Annotated in this window: 21 protein-coding genes and 1 tRNA gene; 16 read left to right on the top strand and 6 right to left on the bottom strand. The window is 42.8% G+C overall.

Features of this window, described 5'->3' with window-relative positions; genetic code table 11:
• Positions 1-356: 356 nt before the first annotated feature.
• Positions 357-1,868, bottom strand: a complete 1,512-nt coding sequence (locus FTU03_RS11915) for an aldehyde dehydrogenase family protein (protein ID WP_179993090.1) — start codon at positions 1,866-1,868, stop codon at positions 357-359.
• A gap of 207 nt (positions 1,869-2,075) precedes the next feature.
• Here FTU03_RS11915 and FTU03_RS11910 point away from each other — a divergent pair, with 207 nt between their 5' ends.
• A complete protein-coding gene (locus FTU03_RS11910; RefSeq protein ID WP_166139384.1) occupies positions 2,076-3,257 on the top strand; it encodes a helix-turn-helix domain-containing protein in 1,182 nt (393 codons plus the stop codon).
• A gap of 180 nt (positions 3,258-3,437) precedes the next feature.
• Positions 3,438-4,184 carry an IS5-like element ISAba31 family transposase gene (locus FTU03_RS11905; RefSeq protein ID WP_179993089.1) on the top strand — a complete coding sequence of 249 codons (747 nt, stop codon included), beginning with the start codon at positions 3,438-3,440 and terminating at the stop codon, positions 4,182-4,184.
• A 385-nt stretch (positions 4,185-4,569) separates the two neighbouring features.
• Here FTU03_RS11905 and FTU03_RS11900 read toward each other — a convergent pair whose 3' ends face one another.
• Both FTU03_RS11900 and FTU03_RS11895 read right to left on the bottom strand, forming a co-directional pair.
• Positions 4,570-5,742, bottom strand: coding sequence for an iron-containing alcohol dehydrogenase (locus FTU03_RS11900; protein WP_159123263.1), 1,173 nt, complete (start codon positions 5,740-5,742; stop codon positions 4,570-4,572).
• 210 nt (positions 5,743-5,952) lie between these two features.
• Positions 5,953-6,029, bottom strand: a tRNA-Ile gene (locus FTU03_RS11895).
• 795 nt (positions 6,030-6,824) lie between these two features.
• Between FTU03_RS11895 and FTU03_RS11890 the strand changes: the two genes are divergently transcribed.
• The gene (locus FTU03_RS11890; protein WP_179993088.1) at positions 6,825-7,379 is read left to right on the top strand and encodes a 1-acyl-sn-glycerol-3-phosphate acyltransferase; all 555 of its coding nucleotides are present in this window, start codon (positions 6,825-6,827) and stop codon (positions 7,377-7,379) included.
• 228 nt (positions 7,380-7,607) lie between these two features.
• Complete coding sequence (locus FTU03_RS11885; RefSeq protein ID WP_004784089.1) at positions 7,608-8,357, top strand: YebC/PmpR family DNA-binding transcriptional regulator; 750 nt, start codon at positions 7,608-7,610, stop codon at positions 8,355-8,357.
• A 66-nt stretch (positions 8,358-8,423) separates the two neighbouring features.
• On the opposite strand, the gene FTU03_RS11880 is transcribed toward FTU03_RS11885, so the two are convergent.
• Complete coding sequence (locus FTU03_RS11880) at positions 8,424-8,894, bottom strand: Lrp/AsnC family transcriptional regulator (RefSeq protein ID WP_004784091.1); 471 nt, start codon at positions 8,892-8,894, stop codon at positions 8,424-8,426.
• 361 nt (positions 8,895-9,255) lie between these two features.
• Between FTU03_RS11880 and FTU03_RS11875 the strand changes: the two genes are divergently transcribed.
• The gene (locus FTU03_RS11875) at positions 9,256-11,292 is read left to right on the top strand and encodes a hypothetical protein (protein ID WP_179993087.1); all 2,037 of its coding nucleotides are present in this window, start codon (positions 9,256-9,258) and stop codon (positions 11,290-11,292) included.
• A 56-nt stretch (positions 11,293-11,348) separates the two neighbouring features.
• On the opposite strand, the gene FTU03_RS11870 is transcribed toward FTU03_RS11875, so the two are convergent.
• Positions 11,349-12,113 (bottom strand): glutathione S-transferase family protein, encoded by a 765-nt coding sequence (locus tag FTU03_RS11870; RefSeq protein ID WP_166136146.1) that lies wholly within the window; start codon positions 12,111-12,113, stop codon positions 11,349-11,351.
• A gap of 381 nt (positions 12,114-12,494) precedes the next feature.
• Here FTU03_RS11870 and FTU03_RS11865 point away from each other — a divergent pair, with 381 nt between their 5' ends.
• From FTU03_RS11865 to FTU03_RS11825, 9 genes are all read left to right on the top strand, one after another.
• Entirely contained in the window at positions 12,495-13,697 is a 1,203-nt protein-coding gene (locus FTU03_RS11865) for an SfnB family sulfur acquisition oxidoreductase (RefSeq protein ID WP_179993086.1), read from the top strand.
• 11 nt (positions 13,698-13,708) lie between these two features.
• Positions 13,709-14,932 carry an SfnB family sulfur acquisition oxidoreductase gene (locus tag FTU03_RS11860; protein ID WP_179993085.1) on the top strand — a complete coding sequence of 408 codons (1,224 nt, stop codon included), beginning with the start codon at positions 13,709-13,711 and terminating at the stop codon, positions 14,930-14,932.
• Positions 14,932-16,356 (top strand): LLM class flavin-dependent oxidoreductase, encoded by a 1,425-nt coding sequence (locus tag FTU03_RS11855; RefSeq protein WP_179993084.1) that lies wholly within the window; start codon positions 14,932-14,934, stop codon positions 16,354-16,356. Before FTU03_RS11860 ends, FTU03_RS11855 begins: the two co-directional genes overlap by 1 nt.
• A gap of 19 nt (positions 16,357-16,375) precedes the next feature.
• Positions 16,376-17,206, top strand: coding sequence for a MetQ/NlpA family ABC transporter substrate-binding protein (locus tag FTU03_RS11850; RefSeq protein WP_179993083.1), 831 nt, complete (start codon positions 16,376-16,378; stop codon positions 17,204-17,206).
• A gap of 9 nt (positions 17,207-17,215) precedes the next feature.
• Positions 17,216-18,058 carry a MetQ/NlpA family ABC transporter substrate-binding protein gene (locus tag FTU03_RS11845; protein ID WP_179993082.1) on the top strand — a complete coding sequence of 281 codons (843 nt, stop codon included), beginning with the start codon at positions 17,216-17,218 and terminating at the stop codon, positions 18,056-18,058.
• Positions 18,059-18,068: 10 nt separating this feature from the next.
• Positions 18,069-19,139, top strand: coding sequence for a methionine ABC transporter ATP-binding protein (locus FTU03_RS11840; protein WP_179993081.1), 1,071 nt, complete (start codon positions 18,069-18,071; stop codon positions 19,137-19,139).
• Entirely contained in the window at positions 19,120-19,779 is a 660-nt protein-coding gene (locus FTU03_RS11835; RefSeq protein WP_159123258.1) for a methionine ABC transporter permease, read from the top strand. The genes FTU03_RS11840 and FTU03_RS11835 overlap by 20 nt, the downstream gene beginning before the upstream one ends.
• 111 nt (positions 19,780-19,890) lie before the next feature.
• On the top strand, positions 19,891-20,982 hold the full coding sequence (gene ychF / locus FTU03_RS11830) for a redox-regulated ATPase YchF (RefSeq protein WP_179993080.1): 1,092 nt from the start codon (positions 19,891-19,893) through the stop codon (positions 20,980-20,982).
• A gap of 213 nt (positions 20,983-21,195) precedes the next feature.
• Positions 21,196-21,810 (top strand): superoxide dismutase, encoded by a 615-nt coding sequence (locus tag FTU03_RS11825; RefSeq protein WP_179993079.1) that lies wholly within the window; start codon positions 21,196-21,198, stop codon positions 21,808-21,810.
• Between the two features lie 527 nt (positions 21,811-22,337).
• Here the strand turns inward: FTU03_RS11825 and FTU03_RS11820 are convergent.
• Positions 22,338-22,832 (bottom strand): hypothetical protein, encoded by a 495-nt coding sequence (locus FTU03_RS11820; protein WP_159123256.1) that lies wholly within the window; start codon positions 22,830-22,832, stop codon positions 22,338-22,340.
• A gap of 128 nt (positions 22,833-22,960) precedes the next feature.
• Between FTU03_RS11820 and FTU03_RS11815 the strand changes: the two genes are divergently transcribed.
• Positions 22,961-23,689: an AzlC family ABC transporter permease gene (locus FTU03_RS11815; RefSeq protein WP_179993099.1), complete on the top strand. Its 729-nt coding sequence runs from the start codon at positions 22,961-22,963 to the stop codon at positions 23,687-23,689.
• Positions 23,686-24,033 (top strand): L-valine transporter subunit YgaH, encoded by a 348-nt coding sequence (gene ygaH, locus FTU03_RS11810; RefSeq protein WP_163169516.1) that lies wholly within the window; start codon positions 23,686-23,688, stop codon positions 24,031-24,033. The genes FTU03_RS11815 and ygaH overlap by 4 nt, the downstream gene beginning before the upstream one ends.
• Positions 24,034-24,125: the final 92 nt, after the last annotated feature.

Below are 24,125 nucleotides of genomic sequence, written 5' to 3'. Positions count from 1 at the left end.
TCCCAATCTGCCCCAATTTCCTCCATTTGCTGGTATTCATAAATGTGCAAGCAGAATAGTTTTTTCAGTAGTTGAAGCATTATAAAACTCCCGTTTCATCATTTTTAAAATACGCTTCTTTAGGCACCCTTCCTGAGTGTCGATTTGTTGTTCTGGATAAAAACCACCTCTAACTTATAACCAGAATTTTTCAAAATGTAAAACCTATTTCATTCATTTTTTCAACTTTCCGATAAAGTTAAATTTCAATTGATTCATGCTTTTAATTAGCATCTGTGATCTATATCTCAAATACCACTTATTAAAGATTCTCTACTATAAAAAAAGCGAACCGAAGTTCGCTTTTTTGCTTTTATTTAGAAGAAACCAGCTGGCTTGGTTGAATAACTCACCAACAGGTTTTTGGTCTGCTGGTAATGATCCAGCATCATCTTGTGGTTTTCACGACCGATCCCAGATTTCTTGTAACCACCAAAGGCTGCATGGGCCGGATAGATATGATAGCAGTTGGTCCAGACACGACCCGCTTCAATGGCACGGCCAGCGCGATACGAGGTATGTGCCGAACGTGACCAGACACCAGCACCTAGGCCATAAATCGTATCGTTGGCAATCTTGATGGCATCATCAAAATCTTTAAAGGTGGTTACTGCCAGTACCGGCCCAAAAATTTCTTCCTGGAAGGTACGCATATTATTGGTGCCTTTAAAGATGGTCGGTTCAATGTAGAAGCCTTGCCCGACTTCCTGACGTACACCGCCACCAACAAGCACTTCTGCACCTTCGCCGCGACCTGTTGCAATACACCCCAGAATCTTGTCCTGCTGTTCCTGCGATGCCTGCGCACCAATCATGGTTTCAGTATCGAGTGGATGACCAGTTTTAATACGTTTAACCCGATCGATTGCCAGTTCCAGGAACTGATCAGCAATACTTTCCTGGACCAAAGCACGTGATGGACAGGTACAGATTTCCCCTTGGTTCAAGGCAAACATGGTGAAACCTTCCAGTGCTTTTTCCAGATAATCATCCTGCTGCGCCATGACATCTTCAAAGAAAATATTTGGTGATTTACCACCAAGTTCCAGTGTCACCGAAATAATATTTTCAGTGGCATATTGCATGATTTGCTGACCTACAGCAGTCGAACCAGTGAAGGCAATTTTGGCAATACGCGGATTCACAGCCAGTGGACGGCCGACTTCAACACCATAGCCATTCACGATGTTTAATACACCTTCAGGTAACAGGTCCTGAATCAGTTCAGCCAGTACCAGAATACTGACCGGGGTCTGCTCTGCCGGTTTCAGAACGATACAATTGCCTGCGGCCAAAGCCGGTGCCAATTTCCATGCTGCCATCAAGATCGGGAAGTTCCATGGAATGATCTGACCAACCACACCTAAAGGCTCATGGAAATGGTAGGCAATGGTATCTTCATCAATCTCAGAAATGCCGCCTTCTTGCGCACGGATACAGCCGGCGAAATAGCGGAAGTGATCAATCGCTAAAGGAATATCAGCAGCCAGGGTTTCACGGATTGGCTTGCCATTGTCCCAGGTTTCAGCCACCGCCAGCAGTTCCAGATTGGCTTCGAGACGATCAGCAATTTTGAGCAGAATGTTAGAGCGAGTCGTTGGAGATGATTTATTCCATTGTGCTTTAGCTTTATGCGCAGCATCCAGCGCCAGTTCAATATCTTCCACGCTAGAACGTGGCACTTTGGTAAACAGCTTGCCATCTACAGGAGAAATATTATCAAAGTATTCGCCTTTGACTGGCGGCACCCATTGCCCACCAATAAAGTTGTCATACTGGGCTTTGAAATGAACTTTTGAGCCAGGCTGGTTCGGATCGATATAACGCATATGTATTTCCTTTGCTTATTTTAATCTTTAAAAATGCTGCATCTACAGCTTTGGTATAAGGTACATCCGTACTCTATTTAGTTAACATACGCGTTATAAGGTTGGAGAAAGGTTGGCACTCAACCGATTTACATTTCTTTTGATTCCTCATAAAAACAATAATAATTACATTTGGATGTAAATCATGAATTATTGTGAGAATAAGGAATGATGACAGAACAGAGCTTGATACAACAAAGGCAAAAAATTGATCAGCTTCGTCAAAGCAGCAGTTTATCGCCTTCACATGCAGCACAACTCGAACAGAGCATCGTTAGCTCCTGGCAACGCTCTTCTTTAGCCGAGATTCCCAAAAATCGTCTGGCTGCCCCATTAACAGATATAAAACAAATCAGCACTTCTTCGGCTTTAAGTCATGCCTTGGAACATTGTGCTGAAAGTTTGAGGCATATTGCCGAACAGTCCTCTATGGTTTTGGCCGTTGGAGATATTGGCAGTACGGTACTATGGCGGGCCTCCTGCCCTGAATTGCGCACAATTGCTGATAATATTCACTTAGTTGAAGGCGGTCAGTGGCGTGAGGAACTGGTCGGGACCAATGCCCTTGCCCTGTCGATCAAAACCCAACAATCGAGCTGCGTGTTTTCCAGCGAACATTACATGCCTTCCGTGCAGGATCTAGTCTGTTATGCCTCCCCCATTATTGATCCTTATTCCAAACAGATTCTAGGGGTTATTGATCTGTCCACCCACTGGCAAAAACATAATAGCTTAGGGCTATTAGCAGCCGAACGTTGTGCATCCATCATTCAATCTGCTTTACTGGAATCGCAAAAACAGCGTTTATATATTCGTGCCTTTTCTGTCCCGCAGGTCATTTTTAATGGTAAAACCCTGACCATAACCCCACGCCAGACTGAAATTCTCGCTATTCTGGCTTTATTCCCACAAGGTTTAAGTCTGGATCACTTGCATCAGGCACTTTATGGCGAACGTAAAGTCAGCATGGGTACGCTAAAAGCTGAAATGTCACAGTTACGAGATATTCTGGGCGGTATGCTTGGTTCGCGCCCTTATCGATTGCTGGCGCATGTTGAAGCAGACTTCCTGCAAACCGAACAGTCTTTAGATGCAGGTTATATCGATTCAGCCTTAAAACTTTATACTGGAGTTTTTCTGGCAAAAACTGAAAGCCCATTTTTATGTGCATGGCGGGATTGTCTGGAATCACGTCTCAGTGATGCTATTTTCAAAGCCAATGAAACTGATGTGCTGCTGAAACATGTAGCACGTTTTCCTGAAGCAATTGATGCGGTTGAACGTCTGATTGAACTGATGCCAAAAGGTCATCCAGCACATCAAACCCTGCTTAAATTTCAGGATATTTAAAAATCAGATCATTTCTTGTTTGGCTTCTTGTTAGCAAGATAATTACGGCTATCTTCCATTGAGAAGATTCCAACTTATAAAAATATAAAAAGCATTTAACTAGGGTGTGTTGACACTTTTAGCTTAAAAAAATAGCGAAGTAGTAAAATCAAATCGCCAAACCCAATTTTACTATTCGCTATGCCTCGTACCATGCTGACAGATCAACACTGGCAAAAGTTGAAAGTTATTCTGCGTAATTTATCCATTCACCACAACTCAAATTTACGCAATTTTATTGAAGCTATTCTCTATAGAATTAGGACAGGTTGTCCATGGCGAGATATTCCTTCTTGTTTTGGTCATTCAAACTCTATTTTCAAACGTTTTAATCGTTGGTCAAGCAGCGGTAAGTTACTTAGATTATTCAAATTACTAGCCTCATGCCCCGATATGGAGTGGATTTTTATTGATGGCTCTCATGTACGTGCTCATCAACATTCTGCCGGCATAGCGAATCAATCTATTTCTAAAAGTGCAGGAGGAAACTCCTCAAAAATACATTTGATTGTTGATGTACATGGCAATCCTATTGATTTCATGATTACCGATGGAACCACACATGATGTTAAAGTTGCACCTGATTTAATATCAACATTAGATTTAAAAGAGACAAAAGTGGTATGTGCAGATAAAGGCTATGATTCAGAACCACTGCGTGAACAGATCAGGAAAACAGGGACTAAAGCGAATATACCAAAGAAAACGAATAGCCAATCGAACAATGACCATATGGACTGGTATTTATATAAAATCAGGCACTTAGTTGAAAATATGTTTTGTAGATTAAAGCAATTTAGAGGAATAGCTACTCGATATGACAAGCTCAAAAGAAATTATCAAAGTTCTGTTGCCTTAGCCTGTATATTTTTATGGCTACCGTTATAGGGTTAATTATGAACAGTAAGTGTCAACAGACCCTACTTTAGAATTATAATTTTTTATTATAACATTTTATTGATTTAGCTCATGCTACGAATAAGCTTTTAGCAATACTCTGCTCATTCCAGTATTTTATTATTATCGAGTTCATTCAGTTAATTTTAATAAGCTATACCCTGATGAATTAACTGCCCAAATATATTTTTTGAAAGCAAAAATTTAGGCAAAAAAAAAGAGCAACGCCTGCTCTATATCCTTATCAAGGGTGTAAGGATCAGCCAAGAATATCGCATGGGGATACATTTATCTTGGCGCACTTCACTAAGAAGTGCGAACAGGGTTGCATAAAATGTAAGTCTGCCGAGTGGAGAGAATCGACTTACATAGAGGCTTACAGCGCCGCTTTAAAAATCTCTACGACTTGTGCATGGCTAGCCTTACGCGGGTTGGTCAGCATACAGGCATCCTTTTGCGCATTTTCTGCCATAATGGCAAGGTCTTCCTCTTTAACCCCTAAGCCTTTCAGACCAGATGGAATTCCAATTGAAGCTGAAAGCTGGCGAATGGCATCAATCGCTGCATAAGCTGCTTCAGTCACAGTTAATCCTTCAGTATTTACACCCATCAACTGGGCAATTTTTGCATAGCGATCCGGACAGGCAATCAGGTTAAATTCGCATACGTGCGGTAGCAAAATCGCATTACATACACCATGTGGCAGGTTATAGAAACCACCCAGCTGGTGTGCCATCGCATGCACATATCCGAGTGATGCATTGTTGAATGCCATGCCTGCCAGATACTGTGCATAGCTCATAGCATCACGTGCTTCAATATTTTCACCATTTGCTACTGCCTGACTCAGCCATTCACTGATCATGGTAATGGCCTTTTCTGCACAGGCATCCGTAATCGGATTGGCTGCCGTAGAAACATACGCTTCTACCGCATGGGTTAAGGCATCCATACCAGTCGCGGCAGTTAAGCCCGCTGGCTTGGCAATCATCAATTTAGGATCATCGATCGCGATCAATGGTGTACAACGCCAATCCACAATTGCCATTTTGACATGGGTATCGGTATTGGTAATGATACAGAAGCGTGTCATTTCCGACGCTGTACCCGCTGTGGTATTGACTGCAATAAGCGGTGTCATAGGCACAGTACTTTTATCAATACCTTCATAGTCGCGGATATGACCACCACCGGCAGTCACCAGGCCAATACCTTTGGCACAGTCATGTGAAGAACCGCCACCGAGTGATACAATAAAATCGCAGCCGTTGTCATTGTAGACTTGTACGCCATTATGAACGTTAATATCTGTTGGGTTTGGTTCTGCACCTGGGAAGATATGGCTGTCAACACCAGCCTCTTTTAAATAATTTGCGATGGTATCTGCGACACCAAATTTGTATAAGCCTTCATCGGTCACAATCAGAGCTTTCTTGGCACCTAAATTTTGTGCTTTAACGCCAATTTCTTTGGCACAGCCTGGACCGAAAAGTGAAACACAAGGGATATAAAAACCGTTTGTTTGATCTGCAATATTCTTAAAAGCCATGGTTCGATTCCTTCTACCATTCATCTTATTATCGGTGACCCTCACCGTGATTTAAGTATTCAATGAACGATAAAAGAATCCCACCTACTAAAAGCCTACCTTATGATAAGAGATTGAAATTTTAGTTATTTTTGAAGATAGATAGTGCTTAAATGAATTCAAAAAATAAAAAAGCACCTAAGAGTATTGCTCCTAGATGCTTGATGTATTTGGTGGGCCCAGACAGACTTGAACTGTCGACCAACGGATTATGAGTCCGCTGCTCTAACCAACTGAGCTATAGGCCCTATATAGACTGAATTTGTTATATTTCAACTAGTTCAGGCGCATTGAATACTAGCCAAGATTAGATCAAAAAACAAGTACTTTTCTTTCTGCTTGCACACTTAGCCAGCAATCATTTTTTATCCTTAATAACTGCCCTGCTTAGGATTTAAGACTTCAGTCTAAGTTAAGCTAGCAAAAGCCTAATATGACATCTATATTTTCTATCTAAAATAAAGAGAGCACGCTAATTATTCGAATATCAAACCAATAAATTAATCGCTTTTACGTCTCAATATAACCATAATCAATAAAAATACCAAATATTAAGTATAGAAATATAATCCTAGAATATTCTTTAAAAATCTATAAAGACTAAAATTCCGATTCCAATTTCTCGTCTTTACGTAAATCCATATAGATTTCGATTAAAGACCATACAATAACCAGTGCTAACAGAAGCATTGAGAACATGAAAGCTGTAATATACGTCATAGGTTTCAATCTCAGAGAGAAAATGACCAGAAAATAGAAAAGACACAATTTCTTCTTTTCTTCGACAAAAGTCTAATAACTAAAATTTGTGCTGGATAGTCATTTTTTCATCATTTTAAGACTTATTTTATATAAGATGATATATCTCAAGGATTATTAAGTATTTATTTATATCTTTCAGGTCTTAAAAAACTATTTAATATACTTTTTTGATTTTGGATTTTTTATATTATTAATGAATTTTAATTAATGCCTATTGACTGTGAATAAGAACAGGAAGAAATTATGCAGTTCATACCGTTAGCTCTTATTTCTTTCTACTTATGCTAAACAAATTTATTGGCGAATCTGCATTTAAACTTGCCGGTTGGCAATATCATGTTGAACCCGATGTACTCGAAGATAAACAGGTCATTGTCGGATTTGAACATACATCCATGATGGATGCAGTTCTATCTTTGGCGCTCTTTAAGATGTATGACATCAAAATTCATACCCTGATCAAGAAAGAACTGTTCAAAGGCCCAATGAAACCAATTCTGGAAGCCATGGGTGGTATCGCGGTCGACCGTAAAGCCAATAAAGATATTGTCAGCGTAATGGTTGAACATTTTCAGAATAATGAAAAATTCAATCTGGTGATCGCACCTGAAGCCACCCGTGCCAAAAATGGTGAAGCGCGCAAACCGATCCGTACCGGTTTCTGGCATATTGCCAAAGCTGCCAATGTGCCAATTGTGCTTATGTATGCCAATTCCAAGACCAAGCAAGGCGGGATTTTTGGCAAAATTTATCCTACTGATCTTGCACATGATCTGGCTTTAATCAAGCGGCTCTATAAAGAGAATGTTGGTCTGGATATTATTATCCCGGAATAAACTTTCCATAAAAGGGCTTGAGAATAATGTTTCTTCTGCTCTTTTCTTATTTAGGTATTTTCTTAAGTTTTTATTTACATTTATTGCTTTGCCTTTCTATTTTATTGCCTATTTTTTTGGCATTATCATTAAATCTCAAATCCAGACTCTTTTTTCAAAAAAAGAGCTTATGGTAGAATCGGCGCAATTCGATAGGCATACAGCCAATCTACAAGGAGCATATTTCGCATGGCGGGTCATTCCAAGTGGGCCAATATTAAGCATCGTAAAGCAAAACAAGATGCCAGTCGTGGTAAGTTGTTTACCAAGTACATTCGTGAATTAACAACTGCTGCTAAACTCGGTGGCGCTGATGCGGGTAGTAATCCTCGTCTACGTGCTGTTGTAGAAAAAGCATTATCTGTAAACATGACACGTGATGTGATCAATCGCGCGATTCAGCGTGGTGCCGGTGGTGAAGATAACGACGATCTGAAAGAAGTAACCTATGAAGGTTATGGCGTAGGCGGCGTTGCGGTTATTGTTGAAACCATGACAGATAACCTGAACCGTACGGTTCCTGATGTACGTCACTGCTTTACTAAAACTGATGGTAACCTCGGTACCAACGGTTCAGTATCCTTCCTATTCACTAAACGTGGCGAAATTACTTTTGAAGATGTGTCTTTAGAAGATCAAATCATGGAAGTGGCGCTTGAAGCGGGTGCTGAAGACATCGAAGTGGATGAAGATGAAATCCTGGTGATCACTACGCCTGAAAGCTTCGGTACAGTACAAGATGCTTTAGCTGCTGCAGGTTTAAAATCTGATAACGCTGAAGTGGTGATGAGCCCGTCTACCAAAGCTGAAATCACAGATATCGACCAAGCGAAAAAAATCATGAAAATGATCGATATGCTTGAAGACCTAGACGATGTTCAAAACGTTTATACCAACGTTGAATTCTCTGATGAAGTTTTAGCGCAACTCGATGCCTAATCTTCTATGAGATCAAAACGCACCTTCGGGTGCGTTTTTTATATGTGTTAAAAAATGCCTGGAATTTTAAACCTTATTTAAAAGACCACTACAGTTAAAAACATTATATTCCTTGATCACAAAGCTGGAATGCAGTGCTACGACATGCTCGATCTTGCCGATTCGGCTTAATAGAATCTGACTATAATTTTCCATATCACGTGCCACAACTTCGACAATAAAATCCGCAGACTGTCCTGTCACCAGGAAAGCATTAATGACTTCCGGAATATTTTCTAATTCTTCTAAAAATTTGGCAAAAGTATCGCTATCATGCTTGCTTAAGGAAACCTGCAACAGCACATGCAGACTAAAGCCCAATTTTTGATAATTAATCTCGCGCTTCAAGCCACTGATAATATTATGATCGATCAAATGCTTGATCCTGCGGTGTACCGAACTCACAGATAAATTTACTCTCTCCGAGAGTTCATTCAGATTGACATCTTCATGGGTCAAAATTTCAAGAATGTGCTTATCAAAACGATCTAATTCCATCTTTAATCTCTTGCCATTTTATTCAAATACATCATTGTTTTGCTGATAGTATTGATAAATTTTTCATAAATTACCAGTTATTTGAAAAAAAATGCCAGAAACATCTCAATAACCAGTTTTAAACCATGTTTATGGTTATTCGTCGTATAAAACAAATTTTCGATAAACGTCTCTTTTTAAATAAATCATTCTTATTTATCACTAAACTATTTATGAATAAAAACTATGACGCTGATAACTGGATTTTCAAAGCATGATTAATCCAACTTAGATTTACACTTGTATAGAAATTGAATAAGAATTGAGCGGTTTATCTAAAACACACAACAAACATAACAAGATAAAAATTCGCAAAACGATTATGGCTTTTAGTATTCTTAGTTCAATTAAAACTAAACTCAGTCCAGTGCTCACGACAGAGATACAAAATACGAGTTTACTTGGTGGTTTATTGGGTGGCAGTCTTTCTGGCATTATTGGTTCTATTACAGGTTCTACCCCCTCTACCCCTTCCCTAGATTCTCTCTTAAACAGCCTGCTTTCTGGCAAGAGTTTAGCTTCCAGTTCCCTCACTGATTTAATTAGCCAATTTACAGGCTCAAATGCTTCTAAACTTGATATCAACAGTTTAATTAGCCAATTAACGAAAGCCAATGGTGGCAGTTTTGACATAGGTTCAATCAGCAATCTACTTGGCAGTTTAATGGGTAGTAATACATCAACCCTGGATTTAAATGCAGTTATCAAATTGGTCAGTGGATTGATGGGTGGCAGTACTGGTAATCTAGATCTTAGTAAAATTGCTGAACTGGCTGGCAACTTATTGCAAGGTGGCGACCTTGATCTTACCCAAATCACTCAACTGCTGAGTGGCCGGATTGGAGGTACTGGTGGTCTTGGTGGAACAGACATTGGTGCCATCGTCGGTATCGTCAGTGGTCTCATCCAAGGTGGTGATATTGATATTACTCAAATCACCCAACTATTGAGCGGTCTGATTGGTGGCTCTAGTGGACTTAATGGTATTGATATAGGTTCAATCGCTGGCTTAGTTAGCAACCTTATTGGTGGTAATGGCGATATCGATATTGCTCAAATTGCTGAACTGGCTAGTGGTTTAATTGGTGGTTCTGGTGGATTAGGCGGCATTGATATCGGCGCAATAGCGGGTCTAGTCGGCGGCTTGATTCAAGGCGGTGACATTGATATTACGCAAATCGCTCAACTAGTTAGCGGCTTAATCGGTGGCTCTAGCGGATTTGATGGTATTGATATCGGAGCAATTGCAGGCCTCGTCGGTGGCTTGATTCAAGGTGGCGATATTGATATCGCACAAATTGCTGAACTGGTTAGTGACTTAATTGGTGGTTCTGGCGGACTTGGCGATGTAGATATTGGTCAAATTGCCAACCTAGTCGGTGGTCTCATCAGTGGCAATGCCGCTAGTGATCTCGACATCGGTGCAATTGTTGACTTGATCAGCGGATTGATCGGTGGCTCAACAGGTAGTTTAGATACCAGTTCAGTCAATCTGTTAGCCAGTAACTTAATGAGCAATGCAAGCAGTGACCTTGATATCGGTGCTATTACCAATTTGCTCAGTGGTCTAATCAGCAATTCAGGCAATATCGATACGGGCACCATTGCGCAAACTGTAACGCAAAGCCTGATGCCACTGCTTGCATCGATTGATACAGGTAACTCATCCATTGATATGGATCAACTTACCCAAGTTTTACCAACAGTGGTTGGTAGTGTGACTACATTGGTATCTGCAATCAGTTCTGCAGGTTCAGGTAATGTGCCAGACACCATCGCAGATGTACTAAAAGGCATCAATCCACTGTTGAATCTATTAGCGAATAGTGACGTTCTTGACGCTGATCAGGCAGAAATCGTGAATTCTCTTTACGATGTCTTGAATGGCGTACAAGTGGTGCTGGATTTTGTGAATAACCCATTACTGCTCACCTTATCCAGCGACCTCAACAATGTGATTACAGCACTAAAACCAGTGATTGCGCTGATTGATAGCGAAGGTCAATTCTCGGATCTTCTGGATGGTGTTCAGTTTCCTGAAATTGGCGACCTGCTCGGGTCACTCGGTTCTGGCGTGCCAAGCTTAGAGGGTTTAGGTTTGGATGCATTCACGGATAGTCTTGGCAATTTAGTCGGTAACAACTCGTCCCTACAACTGCCTGATCTTAGCGAATTGATTTCCGGCATTAGTAATACTGATACGGCTACGAATATCAGCATTACTGAAATCCTCCCAACCATTAAAGAAACTATTACCAATATCTCAAGTGGTAGTTCCCTGCCGAAGTTTGACTTTAGCTCACTGCTCAGTGGCTTCAGTAAAACAAGTGATATTGATCAAACCAGCCCTTGGAGTTAATTCTAATCTCATAAAAAAACGCGCTTTATGCGCGTTTTTTTATTTCATTTTTAATTTTATACACCGCGCCAATCAACACGGGCATTGCGCTCATTACGATACATCTTTTGAATATATTGCCCTAATGGCAACTCAGCCAGATGACTTTGATATTCCCGGTATTCATCCGACATCGATTCAAAGCTTTCCCTCTCCCACGGCGTTCCCGGAATAGCCAATAGAGGAGCCAAAATAGAACAAACCGCAATATCGGCCAGAGAGAAACGCGAACCGACGAGATAAGGTCCTTCTTTTTCCATACGGATCTGATTAAGCTGCTCAACCGAATCCTTGATAAATTGTTTGGACTGTTCCAGTGTTTCTTCAGTCAAGGCATAACCCTTGGTCAAAATGGTTTTTAGCAATGGCTTGGAGAATTTTTCAAACTGGCGCAGATAGCCTTTTTCTCCAATCAGAATATCCATCGATTCATGGTCATGCGATAAAGCCTGAGCCAGCATCCAGCGACGCACATGGCGGCCTAATTCTTGGGTGATTTCATCAATATCTAGTGCCTGCTGACGCAAGCTTGCTTCTGCAGGTAGCAGACGGTGTTCAGGATATTGCTCATCCAGATATAGAGCGATTTTGGTCGAATCCGCAATCCACCGTTCCTGATCACGCAGAATCGGTAAACGGTTTTGTCCAGTTTTCAGGCGGGCAAAGGCACGATGGGCACCCGGCATGAGGTTTTGCGCGACATATTCCAGCTCTTTGTAATCCAGCATCCAGCGTGCCTTTTCACAAAAATGAGAAAGTGGAAACTGGTATAAGATGCGCATAAATTCTCCATGCTTGTTTTTAGGTTAGATCGCATTAAAACCATCTAATTTAGTCGGATACTTTAGTCACCCTAGCCTGGAAATACAATGAACTTTTTATTCAAAATAAAGATGTTGCTTATTCAGCACGACGATGAGTATTTTTATACATTTTTTTGTCTTGATTATCTATAAAGCAGATATGCACTGCTTTAAAAACATCTATTAAAATTAAGAAATTATTCAAAATCTATTTAATTTTAATCAGTTACTATATTCCAAATTTATAAGAATCTAGCAGTTTTTATCTTAAAGAGCTTTTTTTATAAGCTTTGCAAAAGCAATTGCTTAATTACATAAAGCTTTCGCTGTAACGTTTTGGCATCGATTTAGGATGTCATTATGTCTCGTTTAACTTCTGAAAAAGTTCATATCATCGAAAATGATCTCGACGCGATTAATGCTGCTTATCAGGTTGCAGACTTTGCCCTGGAAGGCCGTAATCAGCGTGATCAGCAACGTCTATTACCTTTTGCTGAGATTGACCTGTTCAGCCAGAAAGGCCTGGGCGGCATGCGTATTCCGAAACAGTACGGCGGTGCATTTGTTGCCAATAAAACCCTGGCTCATGTATTCCGGATTATTAATAAGGCTGACTCAAGTGTCGGGCAAATTCCGCAGAACCAGATCGCATTACTCAACATGATCGAGATCATGGGCACAGAAGAACAAAAACAGTTTATTTATAACGAAATTCTAAAAGGTAAGCGTCTGGCGAATGGCGGTCCAGAGCGCAATACCAAAGATACCAAGACGCTTGCCACCACTTTAACATTTGAAAATGGCCGCTATTTTGTGGATGGCGAGAAATTCTATTCAACTGGTAGTAGCTTCGCGCACTGGTTAGCGATTAAAGCGATTCATCCAGAAGGCCATGTAGTACTAACCATTGTCGACCGCAATGCTGAAGGTGTGGAAGTGATCGACAATTGGAATGGCTTTGGTCAACGCACGACTTCGAGTGGTACCGTCAAACTTCAGCATGTCGAAGTTGATCCGCTATTGATTTTTGATGAGCGTCTGTTAGGAAATCAACCAAGCTACCGCGGTGCCTATTCCCAATTGATGCAGGTCGCGATTGATGTCGGCATTGCCGAAGCTGCTTTTGCCGATACGCTGACTGCCGTACAAAAAGCACGTCCAATTGTCGATGCTCAAGTCGAAAAAGCCAGCTTAGAACATTATACCCTGCAGGAAGTTGGCAAATCTTCTGTGCTGCTCGATGCCGCGATTTTACTGCTGGATGAAGCCGCTGAATATCTGGATGAACTGGATCAGCTGGAATCTGTGACTGATGAGCAGGCAGCCAAAGCCTCAATTCTAGTGGCTGAAGCCAAGGTCTATGCCAACGATGCTGCGCTACATATCTCGGAAAAATTACTGGAATTGGGTGGAAGTCGCTCCAGCCTCAGTCAGCACAATCTGGATCAGCATTGGCGTAATGCCCGTGTGCATACCTTGCATGACCCGATCCGCTGGAAGCTGCATGCACTTGGGGATTATTACCTAAATCATAAACTCCCTGCCCGCCACGCCTGGATTTAAGGATATTTGCCATGACTTCATTTCAAAACATTAGTCCATTGCAGTCAGAACAGCTGGCACATGCGCACATCATCAAATCTGATGAAGAAGCACTAGAAATTGCCCATAATCTGGCAGAGCAGTTCAAGATTAATTCAGTACAACGTGATGCTGAACGTATTCTGCCTTTCGAAGAAATCGAGGCTTATAGCCAGTCCGGACTTTGGGCGATTACTGTACCTAAAGAATATGGTGGTGCAGAAGTATCTAGCTATACAGTGGCACAAGTGATTGCCCTGATGAGCGGTGTGGATGGATCAATCGGTCAGATTCCACAAAACCATTTCTATGGTCTGGAAATCCTGCGCAATAACGGCACGGAGGAACAAAAACAGAAACTCTATGCCGAAGTCCTAAAAGGTGCCCGTTTTGGTAATGCCCTAGCTGAGTTTAAAACCAAAACCGCTGCTCAGCGCCAAACTGCGATTCGCAAAACTGAGCAAGGCTATGTGATCAATGGTGAAAAATTCTATTGCACCGGCAGCCTGTTTGCGCACCGCATTCCGACACTGGTCGTGGATGAAAGCGAGCAGCAATTCTTGGCTTTTGTGCCACGTGACAGTGAAGGTCTCACCTTGATTGATGACTGGAGCGGTTTTGGCCAGCGTACCACTGGCAGCGGCACGGTGAAATTTGACAACGTGCAGGTGCTTGAGGAAGATGTGGTACGTTTTGATACGGCCTATTCCCGCCCAACCATTTCCGGTCCTTTCGCACAATTGCTACATGCCTCCATTGAAACCGGCATTGCCCGTGCTGCATTTGAGGAAACCTTGGACCGTGTACGTCAGGCGCGTCCGTGGATTGATTCTGGTGTGGACAAGGCCACCGATGATCCGCTGACCAAACTTGAACTGGGCCGTGTGGTAGCTGATGTGCGTGCTTCTGAAGTGTTACTCAAACAGGCCGCACGTTCTGTTGATGCCGCCAAGGTTGCTCCGACTGAGGTCAGTGTTGCCAAAGCCTCTCTAGATGTAGCCAAAGTGCGTGCACACAGTTCTGAAACCGCATTAAAAGCATCATCGAAGCTGATTGAACTGGCTGGCAGTCGTGGTAGCCAGCGCGAAGATGGCTTAGACCGCTTCTGGCGTAATGCCCGCGTGCATACCCTGCATGATGCTTCACGATGGAAATACTATTTTATCGCCAATTATTTGCTGAATGGTGTTCTGCCTCCACGCCGGGGGACATTGTAATGACAAAGACTACAACAAACTCGAAAACTAAAAAAATCCTGCTGAACGCTTTTGATATGAACTGCGTGGGTCATATCAATCATGGCTTGTGGGCTCATCCGCGGGATGAATCACACCGTTTTAATGAACTGAGCTACTGGACTGATCTGGCGAAAACGCTGGAAAAAGGTCTGTTTGACGGCCTGTTCATTGCCGACATTACCGGAGTCTATGATGTCTATCAGAACGGCATTGACCTGACTCTAAGAGAATCCATTCAGTTACCCAGCCATGACCCAAGCACGTTGGTATCTGCCATGGCAGCAGTCACTGAGAATCTCGGTTTTGGTGTCACGGTGAATCTCAGCTATGAGTCACCGTACCAGTTCGCCCGTCGTTTTGCCAGTCTGGATCACCTGACCCATGGCCGTATCGGCTGGAATATTGTCACCGGTTATCTGGACAGTGCACAACGTCTGATTGGCGAAAATGGCCTGAAAGACCATGACCTGCGCTATGAACAGGCCGAGGAATTTTTACAGCTGTGCTACAAGTTCTGGGAAAGCTCCTGGGAAAATGATGCGGTTTTAAAAGATAAGCAAAATCGAATTTTTACTGATCCAGCCAAGGTCCATCAGATCAATCATCAGGGCCAGTTCTACCGCAGCCAGGGTATATTCCAGGTTTCCCCTTCTGTTCAGCGTACACCTGTATTGTTCCAGGCCGGTGCTTCCCCGCGTGGCATGGCTTTTGCCACTCAGCATGCAGAAGGCATGTTTATTGGTGGTGACCATCCGGACAAGATCAAGAAACAGGTGGATCAGATTCGTCGTCAGGCCACTGAACAAGGCCGTGATCCTGAAGCGATCAAGATTTTTGTCGGCATTACCGTGGTCACTGCAGAAACAGATGAACTGGCGCAGCAAAAGCTGGATGAATACCGTGCTTATGCCAGCCCTGAAGCAGGTCTTGCACATTATTCCAGCTCAGTTGGCATTGACCTGTCCAAATTTGCTGATGATGAACCAATTCCTTACAAGAAGACCAATAGTATTGCGACGGTTAATGACAAATTTAAAGAGCAGCAGATCACACCCAATGACCTAAAAGCTCAGCATGTGTTAGGTGGGCGTTATCCACTAATTGTTGGCAGCGGTGCCACGATAGCAGAAAAACTGATTCAGCTCATTGATGAAACCGGTATTGATGGCTTCAACCTGACCCGCACGGTGACACCGGAATCGCATCAGGATTTTATCCAATTAGTGATTCCTGAATTACAGCAGCGCGGACGCTATAAAACTGAATATGAACAAGGCAGTTTCAGACACAAGCTGTTTCAGCAAGGAGACCGCTTACCTAGTGCGCATCCAGTGCAGCAATTCCGATGTCAAAGCTCCGCCTCAACAGCGAACACGAACCTAAAGCAAAAACAATCAGCATAAATTTATTTTGAGGTGCAACATGGCACAAACCGTTAAAACAAAATTCACCATGATTGGGGTGATTATTGCCGCCGTGATTATCGGACTAGTGGTGTGGAACCAGCAAAAGAAATCCGGTTCGGATGAACTGGTGATTGGGATCAGCCCGTCCTTCGCTAAACCTTTACAAGTCGCAGCCGAAGAAGCCAAACAGCAAGACATCAATGTCAAACTGGTCGAGTTCTCGGACTGGAATACACCGAATATCACCCTGAATCATGGCGATATTGATGCCAACTTCTTCCAGCATCAGCCGTTTTTAGATAATGCGAAGAAAGAAACTGATTTTAAAATCAAAGCTTTTGCCAAAGGTGCAGCGACGCATGTTGGCCTATATTCCAAGAAAATTAACAGCCTGGATGAGCTAAAAGACGGCGCGAAAGTTGTAGTACCAAATGATCCAGTCAACCAGGGCCGTGCTCTGCTGTTATTACAACAAGCGAATCTGGTGGCATTGAAAGATCCAAACAACCATCTGTCCAACCTGAAAGATATTGCTGCAAATCCGAAAAACCTGCAATTCGTTGAAGTTGAAGGTCCGCAAACTGCGCGTGCCATTGATGATGTTGATTTGGCATTCGGTTACCCACACTACCTACGTCTGGCTAAAACAGCTGATCCAGAACAAGCGTTGTTATTTGACTCTAACAAAGACAACCGTTATGCGATCCTGTTTGCCGTACGTGAGGACTATCAGGACAAAAATGACAAGCTGAAAAAATTTGTCGAAATCTATCAGAACTCCCCTCGCGTGAAGGAAGCACTAGATGCTGACTTTGGTGCGAAGCTCTGGTTCCCGGGCTGGAAATAAGGTGCGATGATGACACAAGTAAATTCGTCAAATTCGAATGCAAAGAAGTGGATCATTGGCGGTGTCATCCTGGCACTGATTCTCGGCCTGGCGGCTTACCGTTGGACCAAGGGTCAGCAGCAGGAGGATGTACTGACCATTGGCATTAGCCCACCTTATGCAGACTTATTGCAAAGTGTGGCTGATGAACTGAAACCGCAAGGTATTAATGTGAAACTGGTTGAATTTTCCGACTGGCATGCACCCAATGTCGCGGTACAGAATGGCGACATCGATGCTAACTTTTTCCAGCAAAGTGTCTACTTAAGAAATGCCATTCGCGAAACCAACTTTGACTTGCATAGTTTCGCGTCCGGTACGGGTAGCCATGTCGGCTTATATTCAAGGAAATATAAATCTCTAGATGAGTTACCACAAAATGCCCGTGTAGTGATTCCGAATGATCCGGTGAATCTGGCACGTGCCTTGATCCTTCTTAACCGTGCAAAACTGATTGAACTGAAAGATATCAATAATGAATTATCAACCGTTAAGGACATCAAGAATAATCCTAAACAGTTGCAGTTTATTGAAGTTGAGGGCCCACAAACGGCGCATGCCCTGAATGAAGCAGACCTGATCTTTGGTTATCCGCATTATCTAAAACTTGCTAAAGCAGCAGATCCACATGATGCTCTGTTCCTGGATCCAATCGACAAGAAATACGCCATTCTGTTTGTGACACGCAAAGACTACGAAGATAAAAATCAGAAACTGGCGACTTTTGTAAAAGCCTTCCAGAGCTCTGCAAAAGTCAAAGCAATTCTGGATCAGGCTTTTGGTACTGGCATGTGGTTTGAAGGCTGGAAATAAGGAGAATACTATGGTGAGTTTTGGTTCTCAGGTGGCGTTTTCCGTCCCGCATATCAAAATCCGCAACCTGAACAAATACTATGAGGTACAAGGCAAATCGGTACATGCCTTAAAGGACATCAATCTGGATATTCCTGAAGGTAAAATCTTCGGGATTATCGGGAAAAGTGGCGCAGGAAAATCTTCGCTGCTACGTACTTTGAATGGTCTGGAACAGATCAGTGAAGGTCATATCCATATCCATCAGCAGGATCTGGCTGGGCTCACCCATGCTGAACTGATCCAGCTACGTCAGCGCATTGGCATGATCTTCCAGCACTTCAATCTGATGTCAGCCAAAACCGTCTGGGAAAATGTAGCTCTGCCTTTAAAAGTTGCAAATTATAAAAAATCAGACATTGATGCGCGTGTAAACGAAGTACTGCAACTGGTCGGCTTAAGCGATAAGGCACAGAGCTATCCTTCCCAGCTATCCGGTGGACAAAAACAGCGTGTCGGCATTGCTCGCGCGCTGGTGCATCACCCGGAAATTCTACTCTGTGATGAAGCCACTTCTGCACTGGATCCGGAAAGCACTTCCGTGGTGTTATCACTGTTAAAAGAAATCAATCAGAAACTTGGTATTACCATTGTGCTGATCACCCATGAAATGCAAGTGATCCGTGAAATTTGCGATCAAGTCGTCGTGATTGAAAAAGGTGAAATTGTCGAATCCGGTGAAGTCTGGTCTGTATTCTCTAACCCACAGCAACAGATCACCCAGGAACTGCTGAATCTGGAACAACTGGAATTACCATTTGCGATTAGTCCTGAAGTAACAACAGATACCACGCATAGCATTATCAAACTGCGCTATGCCTCTAGTGTTCAGCATTCCCCAGATTTGAAAGTGATTTTCGAACAGTTCGAGCATCCGGTGCATCTCTATCAAAGTCATATCGACAGCATCCAGAATCATCTGGTCGGTAGCCTGATTGTCGCAGTTGCCGATCTAAACCTGGATACTGACTTACTTCAGCAAAAACTAAAACAACACATTGCACAGATTGAGGTGATTGGCTATGCACGACCAACTCATTGATTTATTACTAACAGGAACCACCGATACCCTCATCATGGTTGGTGTATCCGCAATCGTTGCCTTTCTGATTGGTTTACCGATGGCAGTAGTACTGGTCAGTACATCTGAACACGGGATCTATCCATCCAAACCCATTAATCAGGCTCTGGGCTGGATTGTAAATATTACCCGTTCGGTGCCTTTCCTGATTTTAATGGTCGCTTTAATTCCCCTTACCCGCTGGATTGTAGGCACCAGCTATGGCGTCTGGGCAGCCGTTGTACCTTTAACGTTGGCCGCGACTCCTTTCTTTGCGCGTATTGCTGAAGTGAGTTTACGTGAAGTAGATCAGGGACTGATTGAAGCGGCTCAAGCGATTGGCTGTAACCGTAAGCAAATTATCTGGCATGTGCTATTACCTGAAGCTTTACCAGGGATTGTGGCCGGTTTTACCGTCACTTTGGTGACCATGATTAACTCATCCGCCATTGCCGGTGCGATTGGTGCCGGTGGTCTGGGCGACATTGCCTACCGTTATGGCTATCAGCGTTTTGACATGCAGATCATGCTGGCGGTGATTGTGGTGCTGGTGATTCTGGTCATGCTGGTTCAGGCCACTGGTGACACCCTATCGAATCAGCTCGATAAACGTAAAATTTAAAAACATCTATTTCATAAGTTTTCAACAAAGCACCCAGCCATGACCTGACTTTGTCATGGCTTTCATGTAAAATCACTGGCAATTTTTATATAACGCTTTGTGAGTTATTTCATGGGTTTTAATTGTGGTATTGTAGGCCTGCCTAACGTTGGTAAATCTACGCTTTTCAATGCATTAACTAAAGCTGCAATTGCTGCGGAAAACTTCCCATTCTGTACGATTGAACCAAACACCGGTATCGTGCCTGTACCAGATCCACGCCTGGATAAACTTGCTGAAATCGTAAAACCACAACGCGTGGTACCAACTACCATGGAATTCGTGGACATCGCGGGTCTGGTTGCTGGTGCATCTAAAGGCGAAGGTCTGGGTAACCAGTTCCTGGCGAATATCCGTGAAACTGATGCAATTGCTCATGTTGTTCGTTGTTTCGAAGATGAAAACGTGATTCACGTCAACGGGAAAATTGATCCGCTTGATGACATCGCAACGATTAACACTGAACTTGCTCTAGCTGACCTTGAAACTGTGACTAAAGCAGTGACTCGTCTGGCAAAGTCTGCAAAAGGTGGCGATAAAGAAGCTGTAGCCACTAAAGCCGTTCTTGAAAAAATCCTACCTCTTCTAGATGAAGGCAAACCTGCCCGTGCAGCAAATCTGGATGATGATGAACGTAAACTGGTTCGTGGCTTTGGTCTATTAACACTTAAACCAACGATGTACATCGCTAACGTGGCAGAAGACGGTTTTGAAAATAATCCGCACCTCGATGCGGTACGTGAACTGGCAGCTGCTGAAAATGCAATCGTGGTTCCGCTTTGCAACCAGATCGAAGCTGAAATTTCATTGCTTGAAGATGAAGACCGTGCTGAGTTCCTGGAAGCAATGGGTATGGAAGAGCCAGGTCTGAACGTGGTAATCCGCGCAGGTTATTCACTGCTTGGTCTGCAAACTTACTTCACTGCCGGTGTACAGGAAGTTCGCGCCTGGACGGTTAAAGTCGGCGCTACTGCGCCTCAAGCAGCGGGTGTCATTCACACTGACTTCGAAAAAGGCTTCATCCGTGCAGAATGTATTGCTTATGATGATTTTGTACAGTATAACGGCGAAGCTGGCGCTAAAGAAGCAGGTAAATGGCGTCTAGAGGGTAAAACTTATATCGTTCAGGACGGTGACGTTCTGCACTTCCGTTTCAACGTATAAGTTGAAGCCAAAGAAAAGCCCCAAATCTGGGGCTTTTTTGTTACTAAATTTGGCTTCTTGCTATTCTCATACGCATCTTTACATCCTATTTATAAAAATCTCTTCCCATAACATTAATGATAATAATTCTCATTGTATTTAATACAACTCAAGCGTATTTTAAAATTTAGTCGAGAATTCCACTCACTCAATCACGCTTAAGGACAATTAAAAATGAGCTATACCCTTCCCGAACTCCCTTATGCTTATGATGCATTGGAACCGCATATTGATGCTAAAACCATGGAAATCCACCATGCCAAGCACCATCAAACTTATATCAACAACATCAATGCAGGTATTGAAGGCACAGAATGGGAAGATCTTTCTGTAGAAGAACTGGTGAGCAAAGCCAATCAGGTCCCTGAAGATTTGAAAAATAATGTGATTAATAATGGCGGCGGTCATGCCAACCATTCCCTGTTCTGGACAGTAATGAGTCCAAGTGGAGGTGGCAATCCTGAAGGTGAAATTGCACAGGCGATCGACAAGGAGCTTGGCGGCTTTGAAGCCTTTAAAGAAGCTTTTACCAAGGCAGCCCTGACCCGTTTTGGTAGCGGATGGGCCTGGCTCAGCGTGGCACCTGATCAAACCATTATCATAGAAAGCAGCGCCAATCAGGACTCACCCCTCATGCATGGCAATACCCCGATTCTAGGTCTGGATGTCTGGGAACATGCGTACTATTTGAAATACCAGAACCGTCGTCCTGAATATATTGCCGCTTTCTTTAATGTTGTGAACTGGAAGGAAGTGAATCGCCGTTATCTAGAAGCACTTTCAACATAAATGAACACAGTAGGACGTAATCTCATGTCTTGGCACTCTTTACGTTTGCTCTGCGGCCTCAGTATACTTTTGGGCGGAGCAGTGTTGTATCTAGAACGTCTGTTCATGTTGCTTTAAGACATGATCGTCTATTGTATGGGAAGCCTTATTCTGAGGCTTCTTTTAATTTTTGCTGTTTAATTTTTTCTATAGGGAGATGGATTTAAAATTTAAGAACGCAATTCACAGACATTGACGCTATCGAAGCCATTGGTACATGGTGCCACTTCACACGCATGAGAAGCTTGTACTCCACTTACTAAAACAGCACTCATACTTATCGCTAAAAACAATTTATTAAACATTTAAAATGACTCCAAAAATTAACTTTTATCTCTAAATCGCTTGATTATGAGTCAATTATAGGACTTTTTTAATGATTCAGGGCAATCTTTTTGATTTTAATTATTGTTTATTTATATAAATAGAATCGTTTTTTATAACAAAAAAGCGGAACCGAAGTCCCGCCTGAAGATTATAAAACCCGATTAAGACTGTTCAGCTACTGCATTACCTTTCTGCTTTGGATCAGTATTTCCCAGTTCAGGATGAGCAATAGCTCCCTGACATTGCTGTTTATCACGCTCATAGTCGGCCTGTTTCTGTGCCACACTACTGCTATTTTCAACGGTGCTACGTGCCCAGATTTCCAGACTGGTTAACGCCTTGCGACATAAGGCATATTTTCCTTCCGTCACTGAGTCAGTCATTTTCACATTAATGCGCCAGTCAGTACTCAATTTACGGGCCGGTTGACGTACCTGAGCATCTATCTGTTCCATTTCCTTGTTATAAACCAGCGGATCGACTTCATTCATGAATTGCCATGCAGCATTGGCATAAGTGGTCGCATCATTAGAGAGTTTAGGTGCCGCTTTAATTTCGGCTTTTGGCGCTTGACTGTCATTTCCACAAGCTTGAAGAAATAAGGTGCTGCCGATTAAAACACCGACCAGCATTGCACGTGTCTTGAACATCAACATATCAGAATCGCCAGTTAAACATTTCGGCACTATGCTAGTAAATTCGCGTACAATACACAATCTTGATTTAATCCCTGTTTTAACTCTCTCCCTCAAGGTGTTTTGTGTCTGACCACAATCCAGTAGCGATGCAACCTGCCGGTTTCTGGCAAGGTGCCAAAGATAGCCAGGCCATTATATTTACTTACCTTCCGGTCTCCTTTGCCTTTGGCGTTTCTGCCACCCAGTTCGGCTTTACTGCCTGGGAAGCCTTATTTCTGTCCTGCTCCATGTATGCCGGTGCCAGTCAGTTTTTAGTTGTAGCGTTACTTGGTAGCGGTACTTCGATCTGGATGACTGCATTGACCGTGATTGCCTTGGACATTCGTCATCTTTTATACGGCCCAGCTTTACAAAACCTGATTCAAGATCGTTTAAACCTGAAGAAAACCGCAGTCTGGGCTTGGGGTCTTACTGATGAAGTCTTTGCTTCAGGTATGATCAAGCTGTCACAACGGCGTCAGGAATGGTCAGAGTCGTGGATGCTCGGTCTGAGTCTATTTAGCTGGCTATCTTGGGCGACAGGTTCATTTTTAGGCGGCTTATTTGCTGATCAAGTCAGTCACCTGCCACAATTCTTGCAGGCGGCTTTAGATTTCCTGCTACCTGCCCTGTTCTTAAGTTTCTTATTGGCAGCCTTTGAAAAGAAACACACCTTTGTGGTGACCATCACGATTATTGTCTCAGCAGTTGCCTGTTATTTTATCGATCTGTCCGCTGCGATCTTTATCGGCATCAGTTCCGGCATTTTGGCCGGCCTGTTCAAGCACTATGTGCTGAAAAAACCAGATCCTGAATATGCAGGAGATCAATCATGAATCTTGAAATTATTTTGGTCGGGATTATTGTCGGGATTGCCAATTTTGCCTCACGTTTTGGTCCATTCTATGTGATTCAAAAATTTCAGCAGGGTTCGCAAAAACGTGGTGCGCTATGGTTGAAAATTGCCTTGGGTTCGATTGGAATTGCTGCCATCAGTTCCATGCTGGTTGTGGCGACCTTACCGCCCTTATTGGAAACGCCAGATAAAAGCTTTGCCATGCTGATCGGTTTTATTGTGCTGGCTGGACTGTATTTTAAGTTTAAGAAAATTGTCATGGCGACCTTAACTGCAGCCTTAACCTATGGCCTGATTTATACCTATATCCCCATGCCTTTTTAAGCCTTTTAGTAAATTAGAAATCTCATTCAAGACTTATGCTAAATTAAATGCATAAGTCTTTTTGATATAAGAAGAAAAATAAGGAAAATATT

The organism is Acinetobacter sp. YH12046 (genome assembly GCF_013419905.1).
Lineage (GTDB): Bacteria > Pseudomonadota > Gammaproteobacteria > Pseudomonadales > Moraxellaceae > Acinetobacter.
This window is presented reverse-complemented; position numbering and strand designations above follow the sequence as displayed.

Excerpts from the sequence above, each read along its gene's own strand:
- FTU03_RS11915 (WP_179993090.1), bottom strand. The coding sequence starts at position 1,868 with ATGCGTTATATCGATCCGAACCAGCCTGGCTCAAAAGTTCATTTCAAA.
- FTU03_RS11910 (WP_166139384.1), top strand. The coding sequence starts at position 2,076 with ATGATGACAGAACAGAGCTTGATACAACAAAGGCAAAAAATTGATCAG.
- FTU03_RS11905 (WP_179993089.1), top strand. The coding sequence starts at position 3,438 with ATGCCTCGTACCATGCTGACAGATCAACACTGGCAAAAGTTGAAAGTT.
- FTU03_RS11900 (WP_159123263.1), bottom strand. The coding sequence starts at position 5,742 with ATGGCTTTTAAGAATATTGCAGATCAAACAAACGGTTTTTATATCCCT.
- FTU03_RS11890 (WP_179993088.1), top strand. The coding sequence starts at position 6,825 with ATGCTAAACAAATTTATTGGCGAATCTGCATTTAAACTTGCCGGTTGG.
- FTU03_RS11885 (WP_004784089.1), top strand. The coding sequence starts at position 7,608 with ATGGCGGGTCATTCCAAGTGGGCCAATATTAAGCATCGTAAAGCAAAA.
- FTU03_RS11880 (WP_004784091.1), bottom strand. The coding sequence starts at position 8,894 with ATGGAATTAGATCGTTTTGATAAGCACATTCTTGAAATTTTGACCCAT.
- FTU03_RS11875 (WP_179993087.1), top strand. The coding sequence starts at position 9,256 with ATGGCTTTTAGTATTCTTAGTTCAATTAAAACTAAACTCAGTCCAGTG.
- FTU03_RS11870 (WP_166136146.1), bottom strand. The coding sequence starts at position 12,113 with ATGCGCATCTTATACCAGTTTCCACTTTCTCATTTTTGTGAAAAGGCA.
- FTU03_RS11865 (WP_179993086.1), top strand. The coding sequence starts at position 12,495 with ATGTCTCGTTTAACTTCTGAAAAAGTTCATATCATCGAAAATGATCTC.
- FTU03_RS11860 (WP_179993085.1), top strand. The coding sequence starts at position 13,709 with ATGACTTCATTTCAAAACATTAGTCCATTGCAGTCAGAACAGCTGGCA.
- FTU03_RS11855 (WP_179993084.1), top strand. The coding sequence starts at position 14,932 with ATGACAAAGACTACAACAAACTCGAAAACTAAAAAAATCCTGCTGAAC.
- FTU03_RS11850 (WP_179993083.1), top strand. The coding sequence starts at position 16,376 with ATGGCACAAACCGTTAAAACAAAATTCACCATGATTGGGGTGATTATT.
- FTU03_RS11845 (WP_179993082.1), top strand. The coding sequence starts at position 17,216 with ATGACACAAGTAAATTCGTCAAATTCGAATGCAAAGAAGTGGATCATT.
- FTU03_RS11840 (WP_179993081.1), top strand. The coding sequence starts at position 18,069 with ATGGTGAGTTTTGGTTCTCAGGTGGCGTTTTCCGTCCCGCATATCAAA.
- FTU03_RS11835 (WP_159123258.1), top strand. The coding sequence starts at position 19,120 with ATGCACGACCAACTCATTGATTTATTACTAACAGGAACCACCGATACC.
- ychF (WP_179993080.1), top strand. The coding sequence starts at position 19,891 with ATGGGTTTTAATTGTGGTATTGTAGGCCTGCCTAACGTTGGTAAATCT.
- FTU03_RS11825 (WP_179993079.1), top strand. The coding sequence starts at position 21,196 with ATGAGCTATACCCTTCCCGAACTCCCTTATGCTTATGATGCATTGGAA.
- FTU03_RS11820 (WP_159123256.1), bottom strand. The coding sequence starts at position 22,832 with ATGTTGATGTTCAAGACACGTGCAATGCTGGTCGGTGTTTTAATCGGC.
- FTU03_RS11815 (WP_179993099.1), top strand. The coding sequence starts at position 22,961 with ATGCAACCTGCCGGTTTCTGGCAAGGTGCCAAAGATAGCCAGGCCATT.
- ygaH (WP_163169516.1), top strand. The coding sequence starts at position 23,686 with ATGAATCTTGAAATTATTTTGGTCGGGATTATTGTCGGGATTGCCAAT.